The following is a 12,226-nucleotide window of genomic DNA, read 5'->3' as shown; positions in this document are numbered from 1 at the left end:
TCGATAGATGTATTTTCCACCTATCGGGGTGTCCGGGGAAATTAGACCACTGCAATCAGCCCCCTTTGTGGCAAACGGCTTAGCCGTTGCCACGGAGGGGTTGTTAGCGTTAAGCAAAGCAGCCGAGAGGAGGGTGAGTAAATGGACACGGTGATGGCCATTTAGTAGCATTCCGCGCCTTTACTCAGGAGTCGCCGCACCATGGAAGCTACATCGTCCCAAGCTTGGTACAACACACGTCCCGCCGTTGTCTTCATGGCCGTTTTTTATTGCTTTGTCGTGTTGATTCAGGCTGGCCTGTGGGTGGCTCATGACGGGTTTCAACAAGCGCGGGAAGGGGATATTTCGTTCTTGATGTTGTTGAACGTCTGTGTGGTGGCATTGTTGATGTTTGTCGGCGGCTTGCTGTTGCTGGCGAGAAAGAAGGTCAGTTCGCTGTGCTTTGTTCTGGCGTTGATTCTGGGGATTGCCTTTTCTCTGTCGCAGATGAACAGCGATTCGGTTGTGCATCTGCTGACTCTGCCGATGTTCAAAGAATATGCACTGGTGTTTGGTATCTGGGTGTACAGCCTGCAATTGCGTACGACCGGTTATTTTTCTGCTAAATAACCCCCTCTGCATTGCCCGTAGCGCCCTATTGGCTCAATAGGCCGGGCGCTTGATTGTCAGCTATTTACGTGAAGAGAATTTATGTCTGCTCCTGATAAGCCAAAGCTGCCGTTGCAAGCATTCGTGATGTCGTGCCTGGTGGCCGGCTGGGGTCTGGTGTACGCCGGTCAGGTGAAGTGGGCGGTGCGTGTTGCCGCTTTGCTTTATCTGGGTGTGATTTTACTCGGTGTCTGCGGGGTGCCTGCCACGCCAGTGGGCCTGTATGTCTTCGCTACGTTTATCGTTCTGGTGAAACTCGGCTCGGCCACGGCAGCTGCGATATCGGTGCGTAGAAACGACCATCCGGTGAACAGCCCCAGCACCCGTTTCCATGTGCTTTACGTGGTGGCGCTGGTCATTCTCACGCTGATTCTTTTGGGGCCATTGAGAGGCCCGACGCTGGGGTTCAAGACTTACTTCATCCCCTCTGGCTCGATGGTTCCGACCCTTTCGATCGGTGACTATATCGTCACCAAAATGCGCATCGACGCGCCGCAGGTGGGCGACATTGTGACTTATCGCTACAACGGCACGGAGGCGGTCAAACGTGTGGCGGCAGTGGGTGGCGATACCTTGTCGATTGTTGATGGTAAGGTCATTCGCAACGGCGAAAACATGGGGCTGTTCTTTGCACCGCCAGAGCGCGTGAAGAATCCTCGTTATCTGCAAACGCCGCCGACGGTGGTCGAGAAAGATCATGTTTATCTGCTCGGTGATAACCGCGACAGCAGTAACGACAGCCGCTTCATGGGCCAGGTCGCACTCGAAGACATTACCGGTAAAGTCACCGGAATCTGGTACTCATCCGATCGGTCGAGGATTGGCACAGCCTTTCAGTGAAAACAAAAGCCGTCACCTTAAGGTGACGGCTTTCGCTTGCAGATCTAGCCAAACTGACTCGCCGACTCAACCGCAGATTTCGGCTTCCTCAACCGCGTCAACTGGTAAGCAATCGCCAACCAGACAAACCACCCTGGCATGACCATCAACGCAATCCGCGTATCAGGCCGCAACGCCAGCAGCCCCAGCACAAACCCCAAAAACGCCAACGAAAACCAAGCCATCGGCACGCCGCCGGGCATCTTGTAAGCCGATTTCGCATGCAGATCCGGACGTTTTTTGCGGTAGGCGATGTAAGACGCAAGAATGGTCGACCAGGTGAAGATCACCAGAATCGCCGACACGGTGGAGACGATGGTGAACGCGGTCATGACTTCCGGCACGATGAACAGCACCAGCACGCCGACCAGCATCAACAGTGTGGTGAACGCCAGGCTCAGCAGCGGCACGCTGTTGCTCGACAGTCGGCGGAATATGTCGGGGGCGTTGTCCTGATTGGCCAGCCCGAACAGCATGCGGCTCGATGAGAACACGCCGCTGTTGGCCGAGGATGCCGCTGAGGTCAGGACCACGAAGTTGACGATGCCGGCCGCTGCGGGAAATCCGGCGACTAGGAACAGTTCGACAAAGGGGCTTTTGACCGGGGAAACCTGCTGCCACGAGGTCACGGCGATAATGCAGGTCAGCGCGAGGACGTAGAACAGGATGATCCGCAGCGGAATCGAGTTGATTGCCTTGGGCAGAGTCCTCTCCGGCGAGCGGGTTTCGGCGGCGGCGGTGCCGATCAGCTCGGTGCCGGCGAAGGAGAAGATCGCCATTTGAAATCCGGCGAAGAAGCCGAACAAGCCGTTGGGGAACGCCGCTTGTTTGTCCACCAGGTGACTCAGGGACGCGGTGACGCCGCTGGGCGAGACGAACGAGCTGGCGATCAGCACGGTGCTGACGCCGATCAGGGTCACGACGGCAATGATCTTGATGATCGCGAACCAGAATTCCACTTCACCGAACAGCCTGACGGTCAGTACGTTTAGCGCGAACAGGGTCGCCAGCATGCCGACGGCGGGTATCCACGCCGGTACGTCGGGGAACCAGTACTGGAAGAATCCGCCGACCACGACGGCATCGCCGATCACCGCCACGCTCCAGCTCAGCCAGTACGACCAGCCGAGAAAGAACGCTGCGCGTGGGCCGAGGTAGGCACCGGCGAAGTCGGCAAAAGTTTTGAAGTTGAGGTTGGACAGGAGCATTTCGCCCATGGCGCGCATGACGAAAAACACGAACAGGCCGATGATCATGTAGATGAGGATGATCGACGTCCCGGAGAGGGCGATGATCTTTCCGGAACCCATGAACAGGCCGGTTCCGATGGCACCGCCCATGGCCATTAACTGGATGTGACGATTGCTGAGCGTGCGCTGCAGCGCGGGCTGTTCAGGCAGCCCGGAAGGGGTCGATTTCATTGCAAAACCTCTTGATTTTATGTTTTTGAGTTTTGGCAGAAAGTAGGTGTCGAGCGTTCTTGTTAGAGGTGCAGCGGCTGATCACAAGGTGAATCGCCCCCTGTGGCTTGGGGGCGGCGGTTAGCGATCAACTGACGGTACGCAGACGCGAGGCTTTGGCCGGTTGCGGATCGAGCAGTTGGAAGAGGTTTTTGATGTTGGCCGGCGTCGGCACCAGGTGGATGCGCTGGCCGATTTGCTGTGCCTGAGCCAGGTCATTCAGGTAGCGCAGAGAGGAAAAGTCTTCCAGAGCAAAACCTACCGAATCGAAGACCGTCACCTGCGCATCGTTTTCGCGTCCGGCCACTTCGCCCTGCACAATCCGGAAAAATTCGATCACCGGGGAATCGGCTGCCAGTTGCTGAATGTCGCCTTCAATGCGCGTTTGCGGTTCGAACTCGACGATGACCCGGGCGTTGCGCAGGATGTCGGCGTGCAGTTCGGTTTTACCCGGGCAGTCACCGCCGACCGCGTTGATGTGCATGCCGGACTCGATCATTTCGGGGGTCAGAATGGTTGCGTAGGCTTTGTCGGCGGTGACCGTGGTGACGATATCCGCACCCTTGACCGCGTCCTTCACCGAGCTGGCCAGAATCACGTCGATGTCCGGGAACGCCGCGAGGTTGTGCTTCAACTTGAGTGAAGCGTCGCGATCGATATCGAAAATGCGGATTTCGTTGATGCCCAACATTTCATGAAAGGCCAGTGCCTGAAATTCACTTTGCGCACCGTTGCCGATCAGGGCCATCGAAGTCGCACCTTGGCGCGCCAGCGACTTCGCGACCAGTGCCGAGGTGGCTGCGGTGCGCACGGCGGTGGTCAAGGTCAGTTCGCTGAGCAGCGTGGGATAGCCACTCTGCACATCAGCCAGAAGCCCGAAGGCCATGACCGTGAGCAAGTTCTGCTGGCCGTTGTTCGGGTGGCCATTCACGTATTTGAACGAGTACTGCTGGCCGTCGTCGGTGGGCATCAGCTCGATCACGCCGTCCGCCGAGTGATTGGCCGTGCGCGGTGATTTATCAAACTGCGCCCAGCGTGCGTAGTCCGCTTCGATGTAGCCGGCCATTTCGCGGATGGCGCAGCGGATACCGACTTGGGTGAACAGGCGTGCAGCATCATCGACATCAATAAAAAGCGTCATGTTCTTGTTCTCCGATCCAGTCATTGAAAGGTTGTAGAGCGCGGGCTGGCTCAGCTGCGTTTGCTCTCGAAGCCGTGCAGCACGTTGACGGCATTGATGCCGATTTCATCGACCATGTAGCCGCCCTCCATGACGAACAGGGTCGGGCAGCCGACGCTGGCGATCAGTTCACCGATGCCAATGAAGTCATCACTTTCCAGCAGGAAGTGGCTGATGGGGTCGTCCTTGAACGTGTCGACACCGAGGGAAATCACCAGCACTTCAGGGGCGAACTGCTGGAGCTTTTTGCAGGCGTGGAGCAGGGCGTTGCGATAGCTCTCCCAGGTGGTGTTTTTCGGCAGGGGATAGTTGAGGTTGTAACCCTCGCCGACACCCGCGCCGACTTCGTGGCTGTAGCCCGAGAAGTACGGATAGGACACCGCCGGTTCGCCGTGCAACGAGACGAACATGACGTCGCTGCGCTGGTAAAAAATGTTCTGCGTGCCGTTGCCGTGGTGGAAATCGACGTCCAGCACTGCGACACGTTTGGCGCCCTGGGTGATGGCTTGTTGCGCGGCAATGGCGGCGTTGTTGAGGTAGCAATAACCGCCCATGTATTCGCGCGCGGCGTGATGGCCGGGCGGACGGCACAGGGCGAAGGCACTGTCGTGGCCTTCATCGAGCAGGGCCAGGCCGGTGAGGGCGATGTCGGCGCTGGTTTTCACCGCTTGCCAAGTCGTCGCGGTAATCGGCGAACCGGCGTCCATGGCATAGAAGCCGAGCTTGCCATCGATGAAGGTCGGCACCTCTTCGCCGGCCAGATCGCGCACCGGCCATACCAGCGGCAAGGCATCGTGAGTGCGACCGGTTGCGCGCCATTCGCTCCAGGCATTTTCCAGAAAACTGACGTAGCGCTCGCTGTGCGCGTTGACGTAGCACGAGCGATCAAACGCGCGCGGTTCGACGATCTGCCCGAGGCCGACCTGTTTGACGCGGTTATGCACGGTGTCGGCGCGACTCGGTTGCTCGAAAGAAGGTTTGAGCACGCCGTCTTTCAATTCGGTGCCGTGGTGTAAACGGTGGGAATCACTGAAAACTGTAAACATTCTGCGCATCCGTTATTGTTGGCCTGTGCAAATATTCTGTTCCGGCTTGGCCGCGCTTTCTTTGCTTTGTTTTCGTGGTTTGGTCGATTATTCGGGCGTTTTTACTCAGGAATGGCGGCATGCAGAAAAAAATATCCAAACGCATCAGCCTCGACGAGACCGACCTGGCAATTCTTGAGTTATTGCAGGAAGACGCCAGCATTTCCAACGCTGAACTTAGCGAGCGGCTGTCGCTGAGCCTTACGCCGTGCTGGCGGCGGCGCAAGCGCATGGAGGAGGCGGGGGTCATCAAGGGCTATCAGGCCAACCTTGATCGGCGAATGCTCGGGCTGGATATCATGGCGTTCGTGCACATTCGTTTTTCCACCCACGCCGACCACGCGCCGGACGCCTTCGAGGCGGTGATTGCGCAATTGCCGCAGGTGGTGGCCTGTCACAAAATTACTGGCGATGCCGATTATGTGTTGCAGGTGTTGGCCGAGGATCTTGATAGCTACAGCGATTTCATTGAGCAGGTGCTCAGGCGTCAGGTGGGGATTGCCTCAATTCAGTCCAGCCTGGCGTTGCGCGAGGTCAAGACTGGTAGCCGGATTGCGATACCCAAACCGGGAAAGGACTGAACGGACAGAGGGGCAATCATCTTTTCAGTTTCAACGCGTTGTATGTCGTTGATGTGCCATTGCCACGCAGGGCTGTATTAATTCCAGCCTTTGCAGTGAGCGGTAATCTCTGCCCAGACTTCCCGATAGCTGAATCGCAACCACGCGGTGTGCAGGTTATGCAGTTGCCGCCGAATCCAGCTGTTCGTGTTTGCGAGCAGCATTTGCTCGATGTCCCTGTTCAACGCATCGGGTTCGAAACCTGTCCAGATCGGCGGGAGTACACATTCCAGGTTCCAGGCGCAGACGACGGCAACTTCGGCATACAGAATGTCTTTAACCTGTTCCGGATCATAGCCTTCGATTTGCTGGGCGATGTAGGGGTAATCGACGCCGGTGTCGACGAAAATATCGGAGAGGGCTGCGCGGATTTTGTATAGATCGGCGTGGCTCAGTTCTCGTCTCAAGCTTGGGCCTCCTGGCGTTGAATTGCGCTGATCCGATTGCACGTGGCGGTTCTTGTCTGGTGGTTAGTCGATTCTGAACGCGCGCTGTCGATCAGCAAAGTTTCATCTTGCCGCGTGCAAAGCAGGCCTAGGATGCTGAGACAAGATCGTCGTTGTTCATCCCGAGGGGAAACGTGCCATGCGCCTTAAAGTGCTGTTGATTGCTGCTGCAGTATCGGTGTTGAGTGCCTGTTCCGGCGCGGGTGGTTTGACCACCACCAGTTGTTTCTCCAGCGACTGTCAGTCGCCGGAGGGGCGCAACGCCAATACCTTGAAGTTCGGCGGCAACAGTATCGGCAGCAGTCTCAATCAGTACAGCTCCGGCATGCTGCATGATGATTGAGGATTACTGCGCGGCCGGTACGGCAATCCATTCGCTTAGCGTTTGTTGATACTTGCCGGTGACTTTGCTCAAGTGCAGCCACTGATCGACATACAGTTTCCAGCTGATGTCATCGCGCGGCAGCAAGTAAGCCTTCTCGCCATATTGCATGTACTGATGCGGATTCACCGCGCACAAGCCCGGTTTGAGTTTCTGCTGATACAGCGCTTCCGAGGCGTCGGTGATCATCACGTCGGCCTGGTTGTCGAGCAGTTGCTGGAAGATCGTCACGTTGTCGTGCAGGGCCAGTTGCGCCTGGGGCAGGAAGGCGTGGACGAAGGCTTCGTTGGTGCCGCCGGCGGGTTCGACCAGTCTTACGCCGGACTGGTTGATCTGTTCCACCGTCTGGTACTTGCTGACATCGTCGCAACGTACCAGCGGGATCTTGCCGTCAGTGTCGAGGGTGTTGCTGAAGTAGGCTTTTTTCTGCCGTTCGAGCGTCACCGAGATGCCGCCCATGCCGATGTCGCATTTACCGGCCTGCATGTCCGGCATCAGGGTTTTCCAGGTGGTTTGCACCCATTCGACTTTGACGCCGAGGCTGTCGGCCAGCGAGCGGGCCATGGCGATGTCGATGCCTTCGAAATCGCCGTCGGTGCGTTTGAAGGTGTAGGGCTTGTAGTCGCCCGTGGTGCAGACGCGCAACTGGCCTTGTTGCTGGATGCTGTCGAGGTGCGAAGGGGGTTGCTCGGCATGGGCGCCGGCGGCCAGGGTCAGCAGGCCGCAGAGGATCATCGTGCTTTTTAATGTTGTCATTGCGATCGGGGCTTCTGAGAAGGACGGTGGCCCAGTGTAGTGAAAGGCTTTCCCGGGTGTCATCCCGCGCCCGGACTCAACGTACCGGGCAACGCCTCCAGCGCCAGCTTTCAGTTGGCTGAGTAGGGGATTACAGTTTTGACAGGTTCAGCCAATTGCTCAATGCGGCGTTGCAGTTGGAAGACCTGTGGCGATAGGTGAATCGGCTTGAGAATGGCTGAGCGCAAGTGATCCCAGCCAACGACGTGTTCAGCACGCTGCTGCCAGCTGAGTAGCGGCGCAACCCCTGGACGCAACGGTTTCTGAGTGACCTTGCTGTTACGTGTGGCGATGCAAAAGTGTGTGTAGCGAGGCAATTCATAGAGGTTCAAACGCTGCAGGTCTCTGCTGCACAACAGCAAGATGTCGCCAAAGGTGAACAATGGAAACGCCGTGACTTCGATCTTTTGTTTTTCATTGAGTGTGGTTCGCCACAGTCTGTTATCCAGATCGTCCAGGCTGATGTTTTCGTCAAGTATGAATCGCGCTGGCTGCTGACGAATCGCCAGATTTCCAGCAGCCGCGTAGGTGATGCTTGGCATTGCACCTGGCGATAAAAGAAGAAACCCGCTGAACAGAACCAGTGCTGTTGCGATTCCATAAGCGATACGCGCAAAGACATGACCTTTGCTGATGTAAAAAATGAAAACGGGGAGGAGACTGAAAATGAGTGTGCCGAGGGAAAACACCCCGACAACCACTACCGCTTTCGCGTTATCTTCGCCGACGTAGGTCGAGATAATCAGCAATGTGGGGAGGGACGCACACAGAACGGCAAAGCCGATCATGCTACCGATCAAGAGTCGGAACCCGTTTTTCTTCCAGCCACCCATTCGCCGGGTGTTTTTGTTGAAGATCTTTCGAAAGCGTTTGAGCAGGAAAAGTGCGAAGTAGACCAGCAGGGTCAAGGAAAAAACAAACAGCATCGAACCTGCGGCGCTGAATGTGTTCGGGAACTTGAAAAGCAGAGAAATGAAGGTACCAAAGCCAAAACACATAGGAAGCAGCAAAAAGGCAGCGATTTGTTTGTGCCTTTTTGGCACTTTTTCGAACATCGAAACGGTGATTCCGTAGAACCATGCGCTGGCGGAGAGTACGCCGAGGTAGCCCACCATGATCAGCACGATCAGTAACAGCCAGATAGCAAGGGCTGACTTGGCATCGCTGCCTGCCAGGAAAAGGTCAGTACGACCAATTGTCCGGGTGTAGACGTATAGCCCAAGGATTGCCAACCCCGCGCCGAGAAAGCCCAGAGTGACGGTGATCTGGCTCCAGTAATCAAGAACGCGTTTGAAATTGCGTTTGAAGAACTGCGTAAACGTTGGTGCGGGCGAAGCATCCATGCGATCAAGATTCCATCGGGTTTGATTGGTGGTTCTGTAACGACAAATGGCCAGATTTCTTTAGAAATCCGGCCATTCAATGCAATTGGTCTGTTTTTCTGAGTTGTTCGTGATGGAAAGAATTTAAAGCCCCAATCCTTCCTGCACCGCCAACAACAGATTATTTTCCGTCAGCGCAATGGCATCCAACTGCTGCCCGGTTTCAATCGACTGCATCCACCAATGGCTTTCACCGTGCTCATCCACGGTACGCAGCAGATAGGTGTCCGTGGCTGACGGGATGATCTGCACCCGCCCGGCGCCATCCTCGGTAAATCGCGCAATGGGATCGAATGTCAGGCTTCGATCATTGGCCTCGATCACCAGTTGATCAATTGCGTAGTCATGCGCCTCACAATCCGGTGAAGTTTCGCAAACATGCGTAGGATTTCGCCGAATCTTCAGTCCTACTTCGGTGACGGGCTGCAACCACGCCTCAATGCGGTGGTACAAGTCATACACCTGAGCAGGCCAGCAATCGATTTCCAGTGCCGCATCCGCGTGGGTATGCCGGGTTTGTTTGAGTTTGGCGGCGAGTTCGTCTGCTTTACTCATTTTGGTTCCCTTGGTTTGGTGGCTGCCTGTTAATCGTAGACCTTTCAACGGCGTACGGCTTTGCCTTGCGTCATGCGCTTGCAACACAAGCGTGTCGAAATCAGTGCTGGCCAAGTCGGTCAGGATCAAAAACCATGGACGCAGGCGTCCCAAAGGAGTGGGTACATGAAAAAGCTGTTTACAATTTTGGCGGTGATTGCGCTGACGGCCGGTAGCATCGGTTTGAGTTCGGCGCGCCAGTCACAGTCCAGCAAGGCCCAGGCAGAATCGGTGGCGGGGGTGTTCGATTACTACCTGCTGGCGCTGTCCTGGTCGCCGACCTTTTGTTTGACGCACAAAGATGACTCGCAGTGCACGGGCAAGGGCTACGGCTTCGTGCTTCACGGTTTGTGGCCGCAATACGCCAAGGGTGGCTGGCCGGAGTCCTGTCCACCGCTGACCACGCTGAACGCGGCGCAAACCAGCCAGGGCCTGACGCTGTTCCCGACCAAAAAACTGCTCGACCACGAATGGTCCAAGCACGGCACCTGCAGCGGCCTCGGCGCGATGGGCTATCTGGATGAAGCGGACAAAGCGGTGGCGGCGGTGAAAATCCCGCAGGAACTGCAACCGTTCAGCAGCTCCTATTACTTCGAAGCTCAGGAAATTGCCGACCTGTTCCGCAAGGCCAACCCGGGGATCCCGGCAGATGGCATCGCTGTCATTTGCAGCGGCCCGGAACTGTCGGAAGTGCGTGTGTGCATGGGCAAGGATTTGCAGTTCGGCGCGTGTGGCAAGGGCGTGAAAACCCAGTGCCGGGCGGGGGATATTCGCGTGCCGCCGTCGCGTTGATGTGCCAGAACTGATCGGCTGAACACTAAACTTGTGGCGAGCGAGCAAGCTCTCTCGCCACAGGGTTTCGACAGGCCTGGGTCATCAGGTCAATTCCCGCGCATCCACCCCCAACTCCCCACGCAAAAACTCCACCAGACCGCGCTGCAAACTGCTCACACGCCTTCACAACTGACTAACCCTAAAGAGGCATCGAAAATAAATCTGCGAACAGCGATCATCCAAATTCGCTGCGCGCCGATATACCTAGGCGGGAGCGGGGCGTTTGCCCCGTAGATTCCGGTGGGCTACGCTCACAAACATAAGGGTTTCCCTGCTGGCGCCCTTGTCGTACCTGCCCAGGACTTGCTTTTGCCTATCCCCATTCACGACCCACATCAGGCCCCCGGAGGCACCCTTAAACGCCTGCCGCTACGCAAAGCGGCGGTGCTGTTTATCGTTGCGGTGGGGTTGTGCCTGTCCGGTTTGCTGTACCTGCAACTGGAGCAGTCGCGACGCCAGGATCTGGCGGTGGCAAAAGTCGCGTCGAGCAACCTGACCCGGGCGATGGCCCAGCAGGCCGAGGACACGTTTCTGGCTGCCGATCTGGTGATGACCAGCCTGGTCGACTGGATTCAGGAGGACGGTTACGGCGCCGCGCAGAAGCCGCGTCTGCAGAGAACCTTCGCCCGGCGCGTGCAGCAACTCGATCAGTTGCACGGCATGTTCCTGTTCGATCGTGATGGGCAGTGGGTGATTACCTCGTTTCCTGACCTGCCCCGTGGCAATGGCGTGGCGGACCGCGAGTATTTCAAATTCCACCAACAGAACGCTTCGACGCTGGCGCACATCGGCCCGGCGATTCGCAGCCGCGAGAACGGCGAGTGGATCATCCCGATTTCCAAACGCGTCAATGATCACGCCGGCAATTTTCAGGGTGTGTTGCTGGCCGGGATCAAGATGTCGTACTTCGACCGCTTCTTCGAAAGCTTCAGCCTCGATGACCAAGGCATCATGTTTCTTGGCTTGAGCGACGGCACTTTGCTTGCCCGCCGTCCGTTTGATGAGAGCCTGATCGGCACGTCGCTGGCGCAAGGACGGATTTATCGCACGTTGCTGCCCGAGGCGGCGGCCGGCACGGCGATGATCAATTCGGTGGTCGATGGTGTTGTGCGTTTGTACGGTTATCGACGCTTGTCGGCGTATCCGTTGGTGGTGTCGTCTGCGACCTCGCGCGACACGATTCTCAAGGGTTGGTACGAGCGTGCGTTCCAGTCGAGTGTGATTGTCGCGCTGGTGATTCTCGGCGTCGGCCTGTTTGGCTGGGTGTTCATTCATCAGGTGCGCGACGGCGAACGGATCGAGAAAAACCTGCGCAAGGCCCAGCGCGCACTGGAGCAGATTGCGACCCACGACAGCCTGACCGGATTGGCCAATCGACGTTTGTTCGAGCGTTCGCTGGAGATCGAATTTGCCCGGGGCGCGCGGCAGGTCAGTCCGGTCAGCCTGATCATGCTCGATATCGATTTCTTCAAACGCTACAACGACGCCTATGGCCACGTCGCCGGGGATCACTGTCTGACCCAGGTTGCTCAGGTGCTGCGGGCGTGCTGTCAGCGCAAATCCGATCTGGCAGTACGTTACGGTGGCGAGGAGTTTGCGGTGCTGTTGCCGGACACCGACATCAACGGCGCGCTGGCAATTGCCGGGCAGATTCGACGCAGCGTGATCGACAAGCACATCACCCATAGCGGCTCGCCGACCGGTTATCTGACGGTGAGTCTGGGCTGCTATTCATTTATCCCGAGCGGCAATGACAGCCTGGAAGTGTTTATCCAGCGCGCCGATGCGGCGCTGTATCAGGCGAAAAATGCCGGGCGTAATCGTGCGGCAGTGTTGTCGCTGGACAGCGGCCTGGCCGAATTGATGCGCTCGGACCGCTGATCCAAAACCTGGCACAAACCCTGTGGGAGCGAGCTTGCTC

13 protein-coding genes are annotated in these 12,226 nt (G+C 57.1%); 6 read left to right on the top strand and 7 right to left on the bottom strand.

Going from position 1 to position 12,226, the window contains the following annotated elements; translation table 11 throughout:
- Positions 1–201 precede the first annotated feature (201 nt).
- Both AB4N74_RS14195 and lepB read left to right on the top strand, forming a co-directional pair.
- The gene (locus AB4N74_RS14195; protein ID WP_460100895.1) at positions 202–609 is read left to right on the top strand and encodes a hypothetical protein; all 408 of its coding nucleotides are present in this window, start codon (positions 202–204) and stop codon (positions 607–609) included.
- A gap of 81 nt (positions 610–690) precedes the next feature.
- Positions 691–1,488 (top strand): signal peptidase I, encoded by a 798-nt coding sequence (gene lepB / locus AB4N74_RS14190; RefSeq protein WP_093433792.1) that lies wholly within the window; start codon positions 691–693, stop codon positions 1,486–1,488.
- A gap of 44 nt (positions 1,489–1,532) precedes the next feature.
- On the opposite strand, the gene AB4N74_RS14185 is transcribed toward lepB, so the two are convergent.
- The 3 genes from AB4N74_RS14185 to AB4N74_RS14175 all read right to left on the bottom strand — a co-directional run bounded on the left by AB4N74_RS14185 (position 1,533) and on the right by AB4N74_RS14175 (position 5,213).
- Positions 1,533–2,948, bottom strand: a complete 1,416-nt coding sequence (locus tag AB4N74_RS14185; RefSeq protein ID WP_460100892.1) for an amino acid permease — start codon at positions 2,946–2,948, stop codon at positions 1,533–1,535.
- Positions 2,949–3,075: 127 nt separating this feature from the next.
- The gene (locus tag AB4N74_RS14180) at positions 3,076–4,128 is read right to left on the bottom strand and encodes an ornithine cyclodeaminase (RefSeq protein WP_460100889.1); all 1,053 of its coding nucleotides are present in this window, start codon (positions 4,126–4,128) and stop codon (positions 3,076–3,078) included.
- A gap of 50 nt (positions 4,129–4,178) precedes the next feature.
- Positions 4,179–5,213: a histone deacetylase family protein gene (locus AB4N74_RS14175; RefSeq protein ID WP_460100886.1), complete on the bottom strand. Its 1,035-nt coding sequence runs from the start codon at positions 5,211–5,213 to the stop codon at positions 4,179–4,181.
- 119 nt (positions 5,214–5,332) lie between these two features.
- On the opposite strand from AB4N74_RS14175, the gene AB4N74_RS14170 reads away from it, so the two are divergent.
- Positions 5,333–5,833: an Lrp/AsnC family transcriptional regulator gene (locus AB4N74_RS14170; protein ID WP_093433799.1), complete on the top strand. Its 501-nt coding sequence runs from the start codon at positions 5,333–5,335 to the stop codon at positions 5,831–5,833.
- 77 nt (positions 5,834–5,910) lie between these two features.
- Here the strand turns inward: AB4N74_RS14170 and AB4N74_RS14165 are convergent, their stop codons facing one another.
- Entirely contained in the window at positions 5,911–6,279 is a 369-nt protein-coding gene (locus AB4N74_RS14165; protein WP_286079696.1) for a DUF7079 family protein, read from the bottom strand.
- A 178-nt stretch (positions 6,280–6,457) separates the two neighbouring features.
- On the opposite strand from AB4N74_RS14165, the gene AB4N74_RS14160 reads away from it, so the two are divergent.
- A complete protein-coding gene (locus AB4N74_RS14160) occupies positions 6,458–6,661 on the top strand; it encodes a hypothetical protein (protein WP_460100883.1) in 204 nt (67 codons plus the stop codon).
- 3 nt (positions 6,662–6,664) lie between these two features.
- Here AB4N74_RS14160 and AB4N74_RS14155 read toward each other — a convergent pair whose 3' ends face one another.
- The 3 genes from AB4N74_RS14155 to AB4N74_RS14145 all read right to left on the bottom strand — a co-directional run bounded on the left by AB4N74_RS14155 (position 6,665) and on the right by AB4N74_RS14145 (position 9,432).
- Positions 6,665–7,456 (bottom strand): transporter substrate-binding domain-containing protein, encoded by a 792-nt coding sequence (locus tag AB4N74_RS14155; protein ID WP_460100880.1) that lies wholly within the window; start codon positions 7,454–7,456, stop codon positions 6,665–6,667.
- A 110-nt stretch (positions 7,457–7,566) separates the two neighbouring features.
- Positions 7,567–8,838 (bottom strand): V-type ATP synthase subunit I, encoded by a 1,272-nt coding sequence (locus AB4N74_RS14150; protein WP_093433803.1) that lies wholly within the window; start codon positions 8,836–8,838, stop codon positions 7,567–7,569.
- A 123-nt stretch (positions 8,839–8,961) separates the two neighbouring features.
- The gene (locus AB4N74_RS14145; RefSeq protein ID WP_320337512.1) at positions 8,962–9,432 is read right to left on the bottom strand and encodes a hypothetical protein; all 471 of its coding nucleotides are present in this window, start codon (positions 9,430–9,432) and stop codon (positions 8,962–8,964) included.
- A 165-nt stretch (positions 9,433–9,597) separates the two neighbouring features.
- On the opposite strand from AB4N74_RS14145, the gene AB4N74_RS14140 reads away from it, so the two are divergent.
- Together AB4N74_RS14140 and AB4N74_RS14135 are read left to right on the top strand one after the other, a co-directional pair.
- Complete coding sequence (locus AB4N74_RS14140) at positions 9,598–10,263, top strand: ribonuclease T2 (RefSeq protein WP_320337513.1); 666 nt, start codon at positions 9,598–9,600, stop codon at positions 10,261–10,263.
- 351 nt (positions 10,264–10,614) lie between these two features.
- On the top strand, positions 10,615–12,186 hold the full coding sequence (locus tag AB4N74_RS14135; protein ID WP_460100875.1) for a sensor domain-containing diguanylate cyclase: 1,572 nt from the start codon (positions 10,615–10,617) through the stop codon (positions 12,184–12,186).
- Positions 12,187–12,226: the final 40 nt, after the last annotated feature.

The sequence above is a fragment of the Pseudomonas sp. H3_C08 genome (assembly GCF_054669455.1).
The sequence above is the reverse complement of the archived record's forward strand: the minus strand, read 5'-3'. Positions and strand labels throughout refer to the sequence as shown.

Excerpts from the sequence above, each read along its gene's own strand:
- AB4N74_RS14145 (WP_320337512.1), bottom strand. The coding sequence starts at position 9,432 with ATGAGTAAAGCAGACGAACTCGCCGCCAAACTCAAACAAACCCGGCAT.
- AB4N74_RS14185 (WP_460100892.1), bottom strand. The coding sequence starts at position 2,948 with ATGAAATCGACCCCTTCCGGGCTGCCTGAACAGCCCGCGCTGCAGCGC.
- AB4N74_RS14180 (WP_460100889.1), bottom strand. The coding sequence starts at position 4,128 with ATGACGCTTTTTATTGATGTCGATGATGCTGCACGCCTGTTCACCCAA.
- AB4N74_RS14170 (WP_093433799.1), top strand. The coding sequence starts at position 5,333 with ATGCAGAAAAAAATATCCAAACGCATCAGCCTCGACGAGACCGACCTG.
- AB4N74_RS14150 (WP_093433803.1), bottom strand. The coding sequence starts at position 8,838 with ATGGATGCTTCGCCCGCACCAACGTTTACGCAGTTCTTCAAACGCAAT.
- lepB (WP_093433792.1), top strand. The coding sequence starts at position 691 with ATGTCTGCTCCTGATAAGCCAAAGCTGCCGTTGCAAGCATTCGTGATG.
- AB4N74_RS14140 (WP_320337513.1), top strand. The coding sequence starts at position 9,598 with ATGAAAAAGCTGTTTACAATTTTGGCGGTGATTGCGCTGACGGCCGGT.
- AB4N74_RS14175 (WP_460100886.1), bottom strand. The coding sequence starts at position 5,213 with ATGTTTACAGTTTTCAGTGATTCCCACCGTTTACACCACGGCACCGAA.
- AB4N74_RS14155 (WP_460100880.1), bottom strand. The coding sequence starts at position 7,456 with ATGACAACATTAAAAAGCACGATGATCCTCTGCGGCCTGCTGACCCTG.
- AB4N74_RS14195 (WP_460100895.1), top strand. The coding sequence starts at position 202 with ATGGAAGCTACATCGTCCCAAGCTTGGTACAACACACGTCCCGCCGTT.
- AB4N74_RS14160 (WP_460100883.1), top strand. The coding sequence starts at position 6,458 with ATGCGCCTTAAAGTGCTGTTGATTGCTGCTGCAGTATCGGTGTTGAGT.